General features: G+C 68.1%; 20 protein-coding genes. 11 read left to right on the forward strand and 9 right to left on the reverse strand.

Annotation, left to right across the window (positions count from 1 at the left end):
* Nucleotides 1-9: 9 nt before the first annotated feature.
* A complete protein-coding gene (locus ABDZ81_RS11550; RefSeq protein WP_343774131.1) occupies nucleotides 10-315 on the reverse strand; it encodes a hypothetical protein in 306 nt (101 codons plus the stop codon).
* A gap of 244 nt (nucleotides 316-559) precedes the next feature.
* On the opposite strand from ABDZ81_RS11550, the gene ABDZ81_RS11555 reads away from it, so the two are divergent.
* The 4 genes from ABDZ81_RS11555 (at nucleotide 560) to ABDZ81_RS11570 (ending at nucleotide 3,265) form a co-directional block, all read left to right on the forward strand.
* The gene (locus ABDZ81_RS11555; protein ID WP_343774132.1) at nucleotides 560-1,951 is read left to right on the forward strand and encodes an adenylosuccinate synthase; all 1,392 of its coding nucleotides are present in this window, start codon (nucleotides 560-562) and stop codon (nucleotides 1,949-1,951) included.
* Between the two features lie 120 nt (nucleotides 1,952-2,071).
* On the forward strand, nucleotides 2,072-2,365 hold the full coding sequence (locus ABDZ81_RS11560) for a DUF7577 domain-containing protein (RefSeq protein ID WP_343774133.1): 294 nt from the start codon (nucleotides 2,072-2,074) through the stop codon (nucleotides 2,363-2,365).
* Between the two features lie 68 nt (nucleotides 2,366-2,433).
* Complete coding sequence (locus ABDZ81_RS11565; RefSeq protein ID WP_343774134.1) at nucleotides 2,434-2,628, forward strand: methytransferase partner Trm112; 195 nt, start codon at nucleotides 2,434-2,436, stop codon at nucleotides 2,626-2,628.
* A 46-nt stretch (nucleotides 2,629-2,674) separates the two neighbouring features.
* Nucleotides 2,675-3,265: a DUF7524 family protein gene (locus tag ABDZ81_RS11570; protein ID WP_343774135.1), complete on the forward strand. Its 591-nt coding sequence runs from the start codon at nucleotides 2,675-2,677 to the stop codon at nucleotides 3,263-3,265.
* A gap of 131 nt (nucleotides 3,266-3,396) precedes the next feature.
* Here the strand turns inward: ABDZ81_RS11570 and ABDZ81_RS11575 are convergent, their stop codons facing one another.
* Together ABDZ81_RS11575 and ABDZ81_RS11580 are read right to left on the reverse strand one after the other, a co-directional pair.
* Entirely contained in the window at nucleotides 3,397-4,521 is a 1,125-nt protein-coding gene (locus tag ABDZ81_RS11575; RefSeq protein WP_377074517.1) for a DR2241 family protein, read from the reverse strand.
* A complete protein-coding gene (locus tag ABDZ81_RS11580; RefSeq protein ID WP_343774138.1) occupies nucleotides 4,518-5,414 on the reverse strand; it encodes a CbiX/SirB N-terminal domain-containing protein in 897 nt (298 codons plus the stop codon). The genes ABDZ81_RS11575 and ABDZ81_RS11580 overlap by 4 nt, the downstream gene beginning before the upstream one ends.
* A 223-nt stretch (nucleotides 5,415-5,637) precedes the next feature.
* Between ABDZ81_RS11580 and ABDZ81_RS11585 the strand changes: the two genes are divergently transcribed.
* The 3 genes from ABDZ81_RS11585 (at nucleotide 5,638) to ABDZ81_RS11595 (ending at nucleotide 7,792) form a co-directional block, all read left to right on the forward strand.
* Nucleotides 5,638-6,138: a DUF7523 family protein gene (locus ABDZ81_RS11585; RefSeq protein WP_343774139.1), complete on the forward strand. Its 501-nt coding sequence runs from the start codon at nucleotides 5,638-5,640 to the stop codon at nucleotides 6,136-6,138.
* Nucleotides 6,139-6,312: 174 nt separating this feature from the next.
* Nucleotides 6,313-7,110, forward strand: a complete 798-nt coding sequence (locus ABDZ81_RS11590) for an enoyl-CoA hydratase/isomerase family protein (RefSeq protein ID WP_343774140.1) — start codon at nucleotides 6,313-6,315, stop codon at nucleotides 7,108-7,110.
* Between the two features lie 217 nt (nucleotides 7,111-7,327).
* Nucleotides 7,328-7,792, forward strand: coding sequence for a DUF555 domain-containing protein (locus ABDZ81_RS11595; RefSeq protein ID WP_343774142.1), 465 nt, complete (start codon nucleotides 7,328-7,330; stop codon nucleotides 7,790-7,792).
* A gap of 170 nt (nucleotides 7,793-7,962) precedes the next feature.
* Here ABDZ81_RS11595 and ABDZ81_RS11600 read toward each other — a convergent pair whose 3' ends face one another.
* Nucleotides 7,963-8,199 carry a UPF0058 family protein gene (locus tag ABDZ81_RS11600; RefSeq protein ID WP_343774143.1) on the reverse strand — a complete coding sequence of 79 codons (237 nt, stop codon included), beginning with the start codon at nucleotides 8,197-8,199 and terminating at the stop codon, nucleotides 7,963-7,965.
* A gap of 224 nt (nucleotides 8,200-8,423) precedes the next feature.
* Between ABDZ81_RS11600 and ABDZ81_RS11605 the strand changes: the two genes are divergently transcribed.
* Nucleotides 8,424-8,828: a translation initiation factor IF-2 subunit beta gene (locus ABDZ81_RS11605; RefSeq protein WP_343774144.1), complete on the forward strand. Its 405-nt coding sequence runs from the start codon at nucleotides 8,424-8,426 to the stop codon at nucleotides 8,826-8,828.
* A 24-nt stretch (nucleotides 8,829-8,852) separates the two neighbouring features.
* On the opposite strand, the gene ABDZ81_RS11610 is transcribed toward ABDZ81_RS11605, so the two are convergent.
* From ABDZ81_RS11610 to ABDZ81_RS11630, 5 genes are all read right to left on the reverse strand, one after another.
* Nucleotides 8,853-9,032, reverse strand: coding sequence for a DUF7836 family putative zinc-binding protein (locus tag ABDZ81_RS11610; protein ID WP_343774145.1), 180 nt, complete (start codon nucleotides 9,030-9,032; stop codon nucleotides 8,853-8,855).
* A gap of 46 nt (nucleotides 9,033-9,078) precedes the next feature.
* Nucleotides 9,079-10,029, reverse strand: a complete 951-nt coding sequence (locus tag ABDZ81_RS11615) for a transcription initiation factor IIB (RefSeq protein WP_343774146.1) — start codon at nucleotides 10,027-10,029, stop codon at nucleotides 9,079-9,081.
* 236 nt (nucleotides 10,030-10,265) lie between these two features.
* Nucleotides 10,266-10,532: an elongation factor 1-beta gene (locus tag ABDZ81_RS11620; protein WP_343774147.1), complete on the reverse strand. Its 267-nt coding sequence runs from the start codon at nucleotides 10,530-10,532 to the stop codon at nucleotides 10,266-10,268.
* A 2-nt stretch (nucleotides 10,533-10,534) separates the two neighbouring features.
* Nucleotides 10,535-10,714: an HVO_2753 family zinc finger protein gene (locus ABDZ81_RS11625; RefSeq protein ID WP_256392084.1), complete on the reverse strand. Its 180-nt coding sequence runs from the start codon at nucleotides 10,712-10,714 to the stop codon at nucleotides 10,535-10,537.
* Nucleotides 10,715-10,822: 108 nt separating this feature from the next.
* Nucleotides 10,823-12,067 (reverse strand): tripartite tricarboxylate transporter permease, encoded by a 1,245-nt coding sequence (locus ABDZ81_RS11630; protein WP_343774148.1) that lies wholly within the window; start codon nucleotides 12,065-12,067, stop codon nucleotides 10,823-10,825.
* A gap of 144 nt (nucleotides 12,068-12,211) precedes the next feature.
* On the opposite strand from ABDZ81_RS11630, the gene ABDZ81_RS11635 reads away from it, so the two are divergent.
* From ABDZ81_RS11635 to ABDZ81_RS11645, 3 genes are all read left to right on the forward strand, one after another.
* Nucleotides 12,212-13,312 carry a hypothetical protein gene (locus tag ABDZ81_RS11635; protein ID WP_343774149.1) on the forward strand — a complete coding sequence of 367 codons (1,101 nt, stop codon included), beginning with the start codon at nucleotides 12,212-12,214 and terminating at the stop codon, nucleotides 13,310-13,312.
* A gap of 28 nt (nucleotides 13,313-13,340) precedes the next feature.
* Nucleotides 13,341-13,784 (forward strand): CBS domain-containing protein, encoded by a 444-nt coding sequence (locus tag ABDZ81_RS11640; RefSeq protein ID WP_343774150.1) that lies wholly within the window; start codon nucleotides 13,341-13,343, stop codon nucleotides 13,782-13,784.
* Between the two features lie 170 nt (nucleotides 13,785-13,954).
* Nucleotides 13,955-14,479 carry a redoxin domain-containing protein gene (locus tag ABDZ81_RS11645; RefSeq protein WP_343774151.1) on the forward strand — a complete coding sequence of 175 codons (525 nt, stop codon included), beginning with the start codon at nucleotides 13,955-13,957 and terminating at the stop codon, nucleotides 14,477-14,479.
* The last annotated feature ends 36 nt before the right edge of the window (nucleotides 14,480-14,515 follow it).

A 14,515-nucleotide genomic window follows, 5' to 3' on the forward strand; every position in this document is an offset into this window, starting at 1 on the left:
GTTCGAACGTTAGCTTTCGACTTCGACCGCGTCGTCGATCTTCATCTCGTCGAGCTTGCCGACGATGTCGTCGAGCTTCTCGTCGAGTTCGTCGACGAACTCGGCGGTGCGCTCGGTCGTGATGGCGCCCTGGCTCGACGGCTCGATGAGGTTCTCCTCCTCGAGCACGCGCAGGGAGTAGCGAACCTTGTGGTGCGGGTAGCCCGTCTCGTTGGACATCTTGACGATTCCGATCGGCTCGTTCTCGATGACCATCTTGAGAACCTGCAGATGGCGCTCCAGCATGTCCACTTCCTTCTCAAGTCTGTCTATCATGGCATTTGTTAACTTGTCTTTGCGGGGTTTAAATGTTACCCTCTCCCCGCCCCGTCGAGTAGGACGTTTGACGTGGTGGGAGTTAACACGTTCGGTTTTGGCGGTCGATCCGAGCGACTTCGACGATGCGCACCGTCTCGCCCCCGGCTGGCGGACGCGTCCGCGCCGACGCCGCGTCGTCGGATCGGTCCTTACCGGGCAAATCGTAATCGGTTTATCCGGGCGCTCGGAATCGGTCCCTGTTATGACCGTTACCATCGTCGGGTCGCAACTCGGCGACGAGGGGAAGGGCGGCGTCGTCGATCTTTTCGGCGAAGCCGCCGACGTGATCGCCCGATACCAGGGCGGCGACAACGCGGGTCACACCGTGGTCGAGGGCGGCACCGAGTACAAGCTCTCGCTCGTGCCCAGCGGCGCCGTGCGCGGGAAAGTCGGCGTGCTCGGCAACGGCTGCGTCGTCAACCCCAAGACGCTGTTCGCCGAGATCGACGACCTGCGCGAGCAGGGGCTGGACCCCGACGTTCGCGTCGCGCGCCGCGCCCACGTTATTCTGCCCTTCCACCGAGTGCTCGACAACATCGAGGAGGACGTCAAGAGCGACACCGACCTGAAGGTCGGCACGACCGGCCGCGGCATCGGCCCGACCTACGAGGACAAGATGGGCCGCCGCGGCGTCCGGATCGGCGACCTGCTCGATCCCGACGTGCTGCGCGAGCGCCTGGAGTACGTGATCCCCCAGAAGCGCGCGCTCGTCGAGGACGTCTACGGGATCGATCTCGAGGAGGTCGACGACGTGATCGAGGGGGTCGACGTCGAGGACGCGTTCGACGTCGACGCCGTCTACGAGCAGTACGAGCGCTTCGGCGAGCGGTTCGCCGAGGAGGGGATGACCGTCAACGCCGGCGAGTTCCTCGCCGACACGATCGACGACGGCGGCGAGGTCATGTTCGAGGGCGCCCAGGGGACGCTCATCGACATCGACCACGGCAACTACCCCTACGTCACGTCCTCGAACCCGACGGCCGGCGGCGCCGCGGTCGGCACCGGCCTCGGCCCGACGACCGTCGGTCGCGGCGAGGTCGTCGGCGTCGTCAAGGCGTACCTCTCGCGGGTCGGCTCGGGGCCGCTCCCGACCGAACTCGGCGACATCGACGAGCAGGAGGAGGGTGCGGGCGACACGGAGGCCGACGAGATCGCGACGTACATCCGCGACGAGGGCGGCGAGTACGGCACCGTCACCGGCCGTCCGCGACGGGTCGGCTGGCTCGACCTGCCGATGCTGCGCCACTCGACGCGCGCGAGCGGCTTCACCGGCCTCGCGGTCAACCACGTCGACACGCTCGGCGGGCTCGACGAGCTGAAGGTCGCCACCTCCTACGAGCTGGACGGCGAGGAGATCGACACCGTTCCGTCGACGACCGAGCGCTGGGCCCGCTGCGAGCCCAACTACCGCACGTTCGAGGGCTGGGCGGACGTCGACTGGTCGGCCGTCGCCGAGGAGGGGTACGACGCGCTGCCTCCCGAGGCCCGCGCGTACCTCGAATTCCTCGAAGACGAACTCGACACGCCGGTGTACGCCGTCGGCGTCGGCCCGGACCGCGAGGACACGGTCGTCCGGGAGAACCCCTTCGAGTAACGTCGACGATCGGTCGCCGATCGGCAGCGGTTTTTCGGTCTGTGCTCCGCGCCCGCGTGTAGGCCGCTTTTCTCCTCGCAGAGCTAAGTGGCTCGCCGGCCAACGTCTACGCGTAACCTCGTGTATCCGGAACTGGTCGGTATCGCCTGGGTCGTCGCCGCCGTCTTCGCGTTGCTCGTCGCGCTGCCGGTGCTCCGCGACGTCGCCGTGGACGGGATCGAGCACCACCGTCAGATGCGCACGCGCGGCGACGACTCCGTCGACCCGAGATCTGACGTGGAGGCATCCACGGAGCCGTCGAGCACCGAGGAGTCGGCGGTCGCTTCCTCGAGGCCCGACCGCGAGTGCCGACACTGCGGCGCCGCGAACGACCCGACCTACCGCTACTGCCGTCGCTGCGGCGAACGGCTCTGACCGGCCGAAACCCCCATGTTTTTCTCGCTCGCCTGCTACCGTCCGAACATGAACGCGGGTGAATCCCAGTGAAGGAGTCGCTGCTCGACATCGTCTGCTGTCCGCTGGACAAGGAGGAGCTGGACCTGGAGGTCGACGAGCGCGAGGACGGCGAAGTGCTCGCCGGGACGCTGACCTGCACCGAGTGCGGCGAGACCTACCCGATCGAGGACGGGATCCCCAACCTGCTCCCGCCGGACATGCGCGAGGAGTCGCCCGCCTGACCGGTCGGTATCAAAGCTTTTGTCGCCGCGGCGCGACCGAACTGTCGTGACAGACGAGGTAACGGTTCACGTCAACCGGACGCGCCGGCACGCCATCGCGGTCGCCGACGATCCCTTCGTGACGGCCGGTTCGTTCGACGTCGTCCTCGTGAACCACGGCGAAGGCGCCCACGTTCATCTCGGCCTGGACGGCGACCTCGCCGCCGCGGGCGAGGTCGAGGCGTCCGCGCCGTTTCTGGACGCCGACACCACGGAGCGGGTGGCCGTCCGCGTGAACGCCCGGGGACCCGTCGGCGGTGCGCTGACGCTCTCGGCGGGCTACGGAAAGTCCTCGATCGAGGTGCCCGTTCGGATCGACCCCGACGCCGGGCCCGACGTCGACGCCGCGCCGGAGCGAACCGCCGCTTCGACGTCGCTCCCGTCGTTCGTCGAACCGCTGGTCGACCGTCTGTCGACGGTCGACGGCGTCGACGCCACCGACCCTGCGACGCTCGGCCTGATCGCGCTTGCGGGCGGGGCGCTACTGGTCGCCGCGCTCGTCGCGTCGCTGGTCGACAGCGGCGTCGTGTTCGCCGGCGTCCTCGTCGTCGTGGCTGCCGTCGCCGGCGCGCTTTCGTTGCTGCTTCTCCGATCGTGACGTTCGTCCGGCTGCAGTAATCGGCGTATCGACGGTTAAGCGCGCGTGAACCGGCGGTCTACCACTCGATCAGCTGAATCGGACGAGCGATTACGGAAAACAGGATTGCCGACCGTGCCGCGACGATTCCGTCAGTCCTCGTGGTCGTCGTGGCCGTCGTGGTGGTCGACCTCGGTGACGTCGAACTGCCCCTCCTCGTCGAACCGCTTCGCGCGCAGATACCGCGCCCGATAGCGGTTCGCGCCGTCGTACACGTCGGCTTCGCGAATCTCGTCGGTTCGGCCCTCCGCGACGGCGTCGATTATCTCCTCGATCTGGCGGAGCTCGCTCAGCGTCAGGTCGAGCTGGTAGGTCCGCTCGGTCTCGTCTTCGAGCGTCGTCCACTTGCGGGCGGCGGCGACCACTAACGAGCACGGCTCCCGGCAGGGGAACGTGCCCGTCCCGCCGTCGGCGGCCAGCTCGTGATCCTCGTCGAACTCCCACTCGCGCCGGCGAAGACACTGGGAGTCGTCGCAGCAGGCCTCGGCGATCCAGTCGACCGCGTCGGCGTCGAGCTCGTCGAGGACGTCGTAGATGCCGGTCTGGCGCTCGGCTGTCTCGCGCCAGTGGGTCACGTCGAGCCGTCCCTCGCGCTCGCGCTGCCAGTTCTGGACCGTCGCGGGGTAGGTGAAGTCCACCATCCGAACGAGGTCGTGGCCGTCGAGGTCGGGGAACGCCCAGCCGGTCGGCAGCGTCGGCGCCGTCCGGAGCGGCCGATACCGCCCGTCGTCGTCGGTTTTGAACAGCTCGCGGGCGTCGAGCGGATCGCGGTGAACGTCGAGCGTCGACGGGTCGGCGTGAGCGTCGTCGACGTGCGTAACCGTGTACCGACGCAGCCCGTCCTCGTCGATCGTCGTGCGGATCGAGAGCTCGCCCCAAGTGCGCTCGACGCCGTCGTCGAGGGCGTCGTAGCGCTCCGCGACCGGGTGCTCGTCGGCGCGCTCGACCCAGTGGAGGAACTCCTCGCGGGCCTCGTCGCCGGCGTCGATCACGCGCTCCCAGTAGTACCAGTTGGTGACGTGCGCGCTCGCGGACGCCGCGGCGTCGCGGAGCTCGCTCTCCGAAAGCCCCTCGCGGTGCTCGTCGGGCGTCTCGATGTAGTAGTCGCTCCCGTCGGCGTCGTTGTCGATCCCCGCGCGAAGCCCGTCGTGGGCGACCTCGCCGTCGCTCTCGATCGCCGACAGCAGGGCGTCGAACTGCGTCGCGTTCACGGTCAGTCACCCGCCGCACTGCTGTCGGCGCGGTCGGCGCGGGTCGCCTTGCGGACGCGCTCGACCGCGTCCCCGACCTCGGCGCCGGCGTCGACCGCCCGCTCCAGCACCACGTCGGCCATCAGCGCCTCCGTGCCGACCGCGCCCGAGTACCAGATGCGGTGGCCGTCGACCTCGGCGGGGATGTCGTAGCCCGTCCGGTAGTCGTCGGTCAGCCCCATGTCCTCGGGGATGTCCTCCTGGGTGTGGAACCCGTCCGCGATAAAGAGCGGGACGACGACGATGTCCTCGGTCTCGAAGAACTCCGTGACGTCGTCGACCTCGGGGTCCTCGTCCATGAACACGGCCTGGACCTCGTCGAAGCGGCCGCGCTCGCGGATCCGGTCGGCGTGGTAGTAGATCGCCTTTGCGCTGTTTTCGTTGCGCTCGGTGCCGTGGCCGACGACCGCGAGGCCGAAGTCCTCCGAGAGGTCGACGTCGCGCCCGGCGGTGACCGACTCGGCGCGCTCGGCGATCACGTCGGACATCGCGTCGTGGGTGCCGACCGGCCCGCAGTAGTGGATCGTCTTCTCGACGTCGCCCGCTTCGAGGCTGGCGTGGGTCGCGCTGACGCCGTCCTCGGAGTCCCACTCGGAGACGTCCCAGCCGTCCAGGCGCAGCTCGCGAGGGATCACCTGCTCGGTGAAGTACCCCTCGCTGATAAAGAGGGGAACGACGTACACTTCGTCGCTCTCCACGGTCCGGAGGACCTCCCGGAAGTGTGGCTCTTCCTTCCAGAACGCCTCCCGGACCTCGTCGAACGCGCCCGTCTCGCGGATCGTGTCCGCGTGGTCGAAGGTGGGCGTACTGGAGTCGGGGTTCAGGTGGGAGCCGTGGGCCACGATGACCAGCGCTTGCATGCTCGTCGCTCAGGACTCGACTCTCATAGGGGCTTCGTCTGGGGCAGCATATCCCTCGCGGCGGCCGCCCCAGCGGCGATTTCGCGCGCTGTCCGGTTGCCCGTTCCGCGATCGGCGACCGGCGCGCTCGCGTCGACGCCGACGCGCAGTCGCGGCGCGTCGACCGTACTACGCCACCGCGATATCCGAGCCGTTTTTGCGCTCTCCGCCGTACCACGCAGCTATGTCACTTGCCGAACGGACCCGGGAGGCCGCGCGCGAGCACCCGTTCCTGATCGACGCGTTGCGCGCTGGCGTCGTGAACTACTCGGCGGCCGCGCGCTTCCTCGACGTCGAGGGGGAGCAGGAGGCGGTCGCGACGGCGCTCCGGCGGTTCGCCGACGACCTGCCCGCATTCGAGCGGACCGAGCGGGACGCCCGCGTGACGATGGAGCGCCGCGTCGGCATCGTGGACGCGCCGAGTCCCGACGCTTTGCTCCGACTGGGCGACGTCGGCGTCGGGCCGGACGGGCGATTCACCGCGATCGCGGCCGACGGCGAGGTCGGGGCCGACGATCTGGGTTCGGTCAGCCGGCGGCTCGCCGCGGCGGGGATCGGGGTCGAGGCGGCCGCCGCGGTCGACGGCAGGCTCACCGTGGTCGTCGACGGGGGCGACGCCGCCGACGCGCTGCGACTCGTCGAGGCGGCGGTCGAGGCCGTCCCGACGCCGCCGGTCGAGGACTGAACGCGACTGTCGCCTTGTCTACCATTACCATACACTTTTGCCGCGGGCCGACGATGCGGTGGACGTGCGTATGACAACTCGAAACTCGTGTACCGTGCAAAGGCTCGGCAGTCCCGGTGCATCGGCGCCGCGCCCTGCGCCTGCCACATCCGATGTTCCTCCGGGTGATTCTCGATGAACGACGACGAGGCGGTACTACTCGAAATCGACGACGGCGTCGCGACGATCACGCTCGATCGTCCCGACGAGCGCAACGCCCTGTCTCGCGCGGTCGCAGACGGCCTCCGGGACGCGTTGGACGAGGTCGACGGCTCCGACGCGCGTTGCGTCGTGCTCGAAGGGGCGGGCGGCACGTTCTCCGCGGGCGGGGACATCGAGGCGATGGTCGAGGGGATCAAGGGCGACATGCCCGTCGAGGAGCGGGTCCGCGTCGTCGAGCGCGCGTACAACCGGACGATCCAGCGTCTCGCCGAGTTTCCGCTGCCGACGGTCGCGCTGGTCGACGGCCCCGCGATCGGCGCCGGAGCGTCGCTCGCGATCGCCTGCGACCTCCAGCTCGCGAGCGAGCGGGCGTCGATCGGGTTTTCGTTCCGGGCGGTCGGCCTCTCGGTCGACTCGGGAACCTCGTATCTGCTCCCCAGGCTCGTCGGCGAGAACGTCGCGAAGGAACTCGTGTTCACCGGCGAGATCGTCGACGCCGAGCGCGCGGCCGAGTTGGGTCTGGTCAACCACGTCTACCCGGCCGAGGAGTTCGACGAGCGCGCCGCCGAGCTGGTCGACGAGGTCGCTTCGGGCCCGACGGTCGCGCTCCGGCACGCCAAGCGGCTGCTCGGTCGGGGGCTCGAGCAATCTCTCTCCGCCGCGCTCGCCGACGAGGCCGCCGCGCAGGCGTCCGCGTTCGACACTGCTGATCACGTCGAGGGCGTCGAAGCATTCTTCGAGGGACGCGAACCCGAGTTCGAGGGTCGGTAGGATCGCCCGCCGTCGGTCGTTGCCGCGGGATCGTAGTCGATCGACGCCGGCGAATCGCGACGGTCCGCGTCACAGCGACTTCGCCGACGCGGGCGCCACTTCGCGTCGGTCGGCATCGAGAGGGCCGAGAAACGGCGTTACGCGGCGGTGCGCGAACGACAAGATACCGGTGCAGGGCTAACCTTCATACTGTCGGGCTCCGAAGAACAAGATGACCATGAACTGCAGAGTTGTCGTCGAGGCCGCGGTGCCAGTGTACGACGTCGAGTCGCCGGACGAGGCGGTTCGGATCGCGATCTCGAAGACTGGCGAGATGCTCAACCCGGATCTCAACTACGTCGAGATCAACATGGGCGAGCGGTCCTGTCCCCACTGCGGGGAGTCTCAGGAGCCGGCCTTTATCGCGGCCGACGAGAGCCTCGTCGCGCTCGAACTGGAGATGACCGTCTTCAACGTCGAGCGCGAGGAACACGCCTCCCGGATCGCTCGGAAGGAGATCGGCCAGCGTCTCGAGAACATCCCCCTGGAGGTGCTCGAAGTCGAGGTCGTCGAAGACGAGGAGGAATCCGAGGAGTCGAACGACGCCGACCGATCCGATACCGAGGGAGGCGAGTCCGACGAGGCGGCCGAACGGGCCGACGACGACGAGGTTCTCCCCGAGTTCGAGGACCTGATCGAATAATCACCGCGGCGGCTCGTCAGCGTATCGGCACATCGGCGGCAGTTCTCGGTTCACTACTTTCGAATAGCGCGTAGAAGGATCTCACTGTCGGGGCGTTTCGAGAGAGAAGTTCGCAGCGGCCCAGTCGGGCCAGGAGCGTCGGAGAAGCGTCTGCGCGTGCAGGAACGAATTCAGTCGGCGGTCGCGGCGACGGTTTCGGTCTCCTCGTGGTCGACGTCGCTCGTGATACATTTCGCGAGCGCGAAAACGGCCGCCTTGTGGTCGGTCTTGGACTTGTGGATCGATGTCGGTCGTACGCCGAGATCGTCGTAGGGCTCGAAGTCGAGCTCGGTGTCGTTGTACTCCTCGTAATTGTTCGATACCTCTGCGAGCAGACCGTGAAGGTGGATGAGCTCCTGCTTCTTCATAGGCAAGAACACCTAACGACTGCAGGGTTATATTATTATCTTGAGTCCCGTTACCATACGGCTGTGTTAACCATTTTCGTGGGGTTCGTTACGGGCAATTTACCGCGGCGCGCAAACGGTTGCTAACGGTCCGGTCCCTGACAACAGAGGGAGCGAGACGTCGGGCGATCTGTCCGGCGACGGATAGCTGAAGATTTTTACTGTCGCGTCGGTTTCCCTCCCACATGGACTACGAGGAGCAACTCGATCGGGCACTCTCGGAGACGCCGGACATCGAGGGAAGCGGCGAGCGATTCTCGGTCCCGGATCCGGACGTTCGACAGGAGGGCAACGCCACGGTGTACGAGAACTTCCAGACGACGGTCGACCGGCTCGGCCGCGACGAGGAACGGGTCGTCAAGTTCCTCCAGAACGAGCTCGGCACCAGCGGCCACATCGACGAGAGCGGCCGGGCGCGCCTCACCGGCGAGTTCCGGGAGTCCCGCATCGACGACGCCCTCGACGCCTACGCGGAGGAGTACGTGCTCTGCCCGGAGTGCGGACTGCCGGACACGCAACTGGAGCGCGATCAGGGAGCGTTACTGCTTCGCTGTGAGGCCTGCGGCGCGCGCTCTCCGGTGGGCGAGTAATTACTCGGGCCTTTTTGCCAGTGCTTACTCGAACTGCTGGAGCGTCTCGAGATCACGGTCGGTCTGCATGAACTCCGCGAGCCGTCGGGTGGCGTGACAGTTCGGGCAGTGGAAGTTCTTCTGAGAGGCGGGGAGGTCGTTAACCGTCGTCTGCCAGTTTTTGTCGCACTCGGGACACAACAGCTTCACAGTCGCCTCGTCCATGAACGTGTGGTACGCAACCGCACGGCAAAAAGGTTGCCGGCGAGTTTCACTCCTCGACGACGTCGAGCAGTTCCGTGTACCGGTTCCGGATGGTGACCTCGCTGACCGACGCCGCTTCGCCGACTTCCTCCTGGGTCACCTTGCGGTTGGTCAGCAGCGACGACGCGTACACCGCGGCGGCCGCCAGCCCGACGGGGCTGCGTCCGCTGTGGAGTCCTTCCCGACGAGCGGTTTCCAGCAGCGACCGCGCGCGCCGCTCGACGTCCTCGTCGAGTTCGAGCGCCGACGTGAACCGCGGCAGGTACTGTTCGGGCTTCGTCGGCTCGACTTCCAACCCCAGTTCGCGGCAGACGTACCGGTACGTTCGGGTTAACTCCCGTCGACCGACGCGACTCACCCCTTCGAGCTCGTCGAGACTTCGGGGCGTGCCCGCTTGCCGGGCGGCGGCGTACAGCGACGCCGTCGCGACGCCCTCGATCGAGCGGCCGGGCAGCAGATTCTCGTCGAGCGCGCGGCGGTAGATCACGCTGGCGGTCTCGCGGATGTCCTTGGGCAACCCGAGCGCGCTGGCCATGCGGTCGATCTCGCCGAGTGCCTGCCGGAGGTTCCGGTCTTTCGAATCCCGCGTCCGGTACCGTTCGTTCCACTTCCGGAGTCGCTGGGCGCGTCGACGCTGATCCGCCGAAAGCGTCCGACCGTACCCGTCCCGGTCCTGCCAGCCGATGTTCGTCGAGAGCCCTTCGTCGTGGATCAGTTTCGTCGACGGCGCGCCGACGCGGGACTTCTCGGCGCGTTCCCGCGCGTCGTAGGCCCGCCATTCGGGGCCGCGGTCGATCTCGTCTTCCTCGACGATCAGCCCGCAGTCTTCGCAGGCGGTCTCCCCGTGTTCTTCGTCGTGAACGACGCTGCCCTCGCATTCGGGGCACTCGCCGGCCGACTCGGTCGCGGTCTCGGTTTCCGTCTCTCGGACGCTCGTTCGCGTGTCTGTGTCGCTCATGGCTGGAGGTGGCCGATGGTGTAATCTCGGTTACACAGGGTAAGGAGGCCTTACGTATATAGCCACCGCCAGATTTATATGCTCTTGAGAACCACCAACTTAGTTATTGTTATCACAGCGCATATTGACGCTTCTTTTCGCGGACAGAGACGGTCCGGAGAAAGTCGCGACGGTCAGGTCGAAAAGCGATCGGCGGCGCCGCTACGACAACTGGTGAACGGGAAAAACGAGCTCCCTTAGATGCGGCCGACGTTCTCGACTTCGACGCTCTCGACGCCGTCGACGTTCGCGAACGACTCCTCGACGGCCTCGGTGCCGCCGGCGTCGTCGGGAACGATCACGGTCGGGAGCAGCGCGACCAGCCCGAAGGCGACGTCGTCGCGCTCGACGCCGTTGATCTTCGCGCCCTCGGGGAGGGACTGTTCGAGACGCTCCTGGAGATCGTCCAGGTCGACGTCCGGGCTCTGCGGCATGACCTTGACGGACGCGGCTACCTTCCCCATCGTTAGGGACCCATGAACCCGCAGTCGGGGCACTTGTAGAGGTTGCTCTGCTTGCGACACTTCGCACACCGGACGATCTGCGTTCCGCAGTCGGGACACTTGAACGAGGCGGCGCTCGTGCCGGCGATGTTGATCCCGCACGAGACGCACTTTTGCGCTCGCTTCTGCTGGGACTGACTCATACGAGTGCTTATCGCCCGCCCGCTTTTAACGGTTGTCTTTCCGCATACGACGCGTGAGGCCCGTTCACACCCATCTATCTCACGGCGTCGGATCCACCGCAACGAGGCTCACGCGGACGAGAGGAGCAAGGGAACGAGCAACACGCCCATCAGGTGGACGCGTCGAGCGCCCGCGCGAGCCGGTACCAGCCCGATCGCCGCGGCGACGACGAACGCGACGAGGCCGATCCTCCCGGCGAACAGCACGGAGAGGACGCCGAGCAGCCCCAGCACTCCTATCGACAGCCGTCGCTGATCCAGCCGACCGACCAGCCCCAAATACCGATCGCCGACGTAGAGGGTGACCAGGAACCCGACGACGCCGGCCAGAAGAACGCACGGAACCAACACCGCGAGCGTCAGCGGCGCCTGTGTTTGCTCGAACGCGACGATCACGCCCGACCGCGGTCGCCCGAGCGCGACCAGCGCCACGAGCGCGAAGATCGCGTTCGCGGTGTCGACGCCGCTGGTCGCGACGACGTACGCGCGGTCGTCCTCGCCGCCGGGGACGCAAGCCAACACCGCGACCGCGGCGATCGCCGCCGAGATTCCGGGGAGGTAGCCGACGACCGCGCCAGAGATCGCGCCCGCCAGCGCGGTCAGCGCGACGCGCAGGCGCGAGGATCGGACGGCGGCGCCGGTCTGTCGCGGGACGCCGCCGCCGTCGATCGCCTCCAGGAGGACCGGCGCGCCGAACAGTCCGGCGAACAGCGGCGCGAGCATCCCGCCGGCCTCCAGCGGCGCGGCGGGATCGGCGTCGAGCGCGACGACGCCCAGCGCGCCGCTGGACGCCTGCGCGAGCGCGCCGCCCGCGCGGGATCGGAATCCGTTTTCGGCGGCGATCAGTCCGGCGAGTACGGCGCCCAGCACGATCGCGATGTTCGCGGAGAGCGTCGGGTACGCCGCAGTCATCCCTCGCGTGAGCGGCACTGCCAGCGGCACCGCGGCGACCACGGCGAGGCCACTACCCAGCGCGGAGAGGCGAATCGCCTCCTCGCCCCGGCCGGCGAGCACCATCCGGTGTCCCGGCAGCGTCGTCGCGGCGGTCTCGGCGTCGGGCACGCCGAGCGCCAGCGCCGGGACGACGTTGACGAACGTGTGGACGACGCCGGCCGACAGGATGCCGACGCCGACGCCGAGCGGCAGGCCGGGAAGTCCGGGTGCGACCGACGCCAGCACGAGCGCGACGTTGTTCGCGTGAATCCCGGGCACCAGTCCGGTGACGGTGCCCAGCGCCGCGCCGCCGGCGACCCACGCCAGCGCCAGCGCTGTCAGCTGCGGGTCGACGACCGCCCGAACGCCCATGGCCTCCATCGGGCCGTGCTCGCCCCGGCTTCCGACGTAAACCTGTGGTCGGCATCCTCCAGTGGCGCCGGCGCGAGCGTCCGCAACCAACTTCAGCCATCCCGACGCCGGGTGGTACGTTCGCCTTTATTCGCTCACGAGACAGCACAGTGTATGGCAGGCAACGGAGTTCGACGCGGACTGATCGCGCTGGTACTGCTCGTCGCGGTCGTCGGAGCGGGCGTGGTGCTCGCCGGCGGCGCGCTGCTGCAGGACGACGGCGACGCCGACGGAGCGCCGGACAACGCGACGATCTCCCAGGAGAACCGGACGGTCGACACGGACCGCGTGAACGTGTCGGTCCGCCTCGAACCGAACGACGAGCTAGAGTCGGAGGAACTGCAGTACGAACTCGTCGTCGTCGGCGAGGTCGAAGCGGCGAACGACGCGGCGAACGGCACCGTCGACTGTAACGGCGAACTCTGCGTCGTCGACGGGACGCTCGCCGGTAACGCGACGGACGAGGAGCTGCCGCGCTACGAACTCGGAGGCGTCGTGACGAGCGCGAGCCCAGAGAGCGGGTACACCGCGAACGTCACCGGGACGCTGGAGGGCGACGCGATCGAGGGGCTCGGCCTCGGCGCGTACAACGTCACCGCACCGAACGGAACGGACGCGACGAACGACTCCGTGGTGGCAGACATGGAGTCGGGCGGCGATGAGACGACCGACGCCGACGATTCCGCGTCGGTGTCCGACGACGGCGAGGCATCCGACAACGGCGAGACATCCGACAACGGCGAGACATCCGACGACGAGGCGACCGACGCCGAGCCGCTCCAGACTGACGGCGGAACTTCCGATGGGGATACGAGCGACGCCGACGCATCGGAGGGAGAGACGGGCGACAGCGACGCGTCCGAGACCGACGAATCTATCGACGAGAGCCCGACGGTGACGTTCGACGGCTGCTCGACGGCGACCGTCGAGGGCGACGCCTACGCCTACGAGGCGGGGCTGCGCTACTACGTCTCGGACGGCCTCGACACCAGCACGATCGACGAGAGCGAGATCTCGACGCCGACGACGATCGAGGGAGACGAACTGATCGGGGACGCGCGGACGACCGACGTCGTCGTCGAGACGGTGCTCGTGCTCGACGAGGACTTCGGGATTCTCACCCAGGCGTCGAACCCGAACTACGAGGGCTGCGTCGACGAGATCGAGCAACAGCACGCCGACTGGGAGGACGAGCAGGGGAACGCGAGCGCCTGACGCCTCCCCGCCATTTACGGACGTCGCCGTGGTAGCGCCGCCCGGGGATGGGATGACCGTCGACCAGATCGCTCGCGAGGACGTGGTAACGGCGCCGAGAAACGAGGACGCCACGGCGGTCGCCGAGCGGATGGCCGAGGCCGACGTGGGCGCGGTCGTGATCACCCGCGACGGCGAACCGGCGGGGATCGTCACCGACCGCCAGATCGCGACGAGCGTCGGGACCAACGGAGGAATCGAGCGCCTCGACGCAGTCGATCTGATGACCGAGGATCCGATCACAGTCGGGACCGACGCCGGCCTGTTCGAACTCGTCCAGACGTTCAGCGGCGCGGGCGTTCGGCGTCTGCCCGTCGTCGACGGCGACGGCGATCTGGTGGGCATCGTCTCGCTCGACGACCTGCTGGTCCTGCTCGCGAACGAGTTCGCGGACGTCGGCGAAGTGCTCGAAGACCAGTCGGCGCGGTTCTGACCACGAGTTGCGACACCACCGACGACCGGTCCGGCGAGAGGACGCGGTACTCGTAAGCACGGCGACGTGCTGTCCGGTCTGTGGCACCGAGATCCGGACGACCGACCGGCCGACCCCGAGCACCGCGACGCTCCGGCACCTTCTTTCCGGCCGGTAACGAACGAGAACGCATGCTCTCCGTCGGACAGAAGGCGCCGGACTTCTCGCTGCCGGGCGTCGAGGGACGCGACCCCGCGATGTACGACCTCCACCGGTTCCTCGACGGCGTCGAGGCCACCGTGCTCGCGTTCGTCCCGTCGGCCCACGCGCCGGTGTGCGAGGACGATCTGCGGGCGCTCGGCGCCGCCGGGTGGGGCGGTCGCGAGGACCTGCTGGTCTGGGCGATCACCGGCGACAGCATCTTCGCGAACGCGAGCGCCGCCGAGGATCTGGGCCTGGGTTTCCCGGTGATCAGCGACTTCCACGCCGGCGTCGCCGACTCCTACGACGTCCGACTCGAGGACTGGCACGGCCACCGGGACATCCCGGGCCGCGGGTTCGCCGTCGTCTCGCCCGACTGGACGGTGCGCCACGCGTGGCAGGCCGATCCCTTCGCGACGCCGAGTCCGCCGCCGCTCGACGCCGTCGCGGCCGCGCTGTCCGATCTCGGCGTCGACGTCGACGCGCCGGCGGTCGAGTACCGCGCCGGTGTCTGACTCACGTTCGGGATCGCGATCCCCGCTTCGGCACCG

It is taken from the genome of Natronoarchaeum mannanilyticum, from assembly GCF_039522665.1.
GTDB lineage: Archaea > Halobacteriota > Halobacteria > Halobacteriales > Natronoarchaeaceae > Natronoarchaeum > Natronoarchaeum mannanilyticum.

What these genes read in the sequence shown, in the direction of transcription:
- ABDZ81_RS11590 (WP_343774140.1), top strand. Translation starts at nt 6,313, where the DNA reads ATGAACGACGACGAGGCGGTACTACTCGAAATCGACGACGGCGTCGCG.
- ABDZ81_RS11550 (WP_343774131.1), bottom strand. Translation starts at nt 315, where the DNA reads ATGATAGACAGACTTGAGAAGGAAGTGGACATGCTGGAGCGCCATCTG.
- ABDZ81_RS11600 (WP_343774143.1), bottom strand. Translation starts at nt 8,199, where the DNA reads ATGAAGAAGCAGGAGCTCATCCACCTTCACGGTCTGCTCGCAGAGGTA.
- ABDZ81_RS11620 (WP_343774147.1), bottom strand. Translation starts at nt 10,532, where the DNA reads ATGGGGAAGGTAGCCGCGTCCGTCAAGGTCATGCCGCAGAGCCCGGAC.
- ABDZ81_RS11555 (WP_343774132.1), top strand. Translation starts at nt 560, where the DNA reads ATGACCGTTACCATCGTCGGGTCGCAACTCGGCGACGAGGGGAAGGGC.
- ABDZ81_RS11630 (WP_343774148.1), bottom strand. Translation starts at nt 12,067, where the DNA reads ATGGAGGCCATGGGCGTTCGGGCGGTCGTCGACCCGCAGCTGACAGCG.
- ABDZ81_RS11625 (WP_256392084.1), bottom strand. Translation starts at nt 10,714, where the DNA reads ATGAGTCAGTCCCAGCAGAAGCGAGCGCAAAAGTGCGTCTCGTGCGGG.
- ABDZ81_RS11610 (WP_343774145.1), bottom strand. Translation starts at nt 9,032, where the DNA reads ATGGACGAGGCGACTGTGAAGCTGTTGTGTCCCGAGTGCGACAAAAAC.
- ABDZ81_RS11645 (WP_343774151.1), top strand. Translation starts at nt 13,955, where the DNA reads ATGCTCTCCGTCGGACAGAAGGCGCCGGACTTCTCGCTGCCGGGCGTC.
- ABDZ81_RS11595 (WP_343774142.1), top strand. Translation starts at nt 7,328, where the DNA reads ATGAACTGCAGAGTTGTCGTCGAGGCCGCGGTGCCAGTGTACGACGTC.
- ABDZ81_RS11580 (WP_343774138.1), bottom strand. Translation starts at nt 5,414, where the DNA reads ATGCAAGCGCTGGTCATCGTGGCCCACGGCTCCCACCTGAACCCCGAC.
- ABDZ81_RS11635 (WP_343774149.1), top strand. Translation starts at nt 12,212, where the DNA reads ATGGCAGGCAACGGAGTTCGACGCGGACTGATCGCGCTGGTACTGCTC.
- ABDZ81_RS11585 (WP_343774139.1), top strand. Translation starts at nt 5,638, where the DNA reads ATGTCACTTGCCGAACGGACCCGGGAGGCCGCGCGCGAGCACCCGTTC.
- ABDZ81_RS11605 (WP_343774144.1), top strand. Translation starts at nt 8,424, where the DNA reads ATGGACTACGAGGAGCAACTCGATCGGGCACTCTCGGAGACGCCGGAC.
- ABDZ81_RS11615 (WP_343774146.1), bottom strand. Translation starts at nt 10,029, where the DNA reads ATGAGCGACACAGACACGCGAACGAGCGTCCGAGAGACGGAAACCGAG.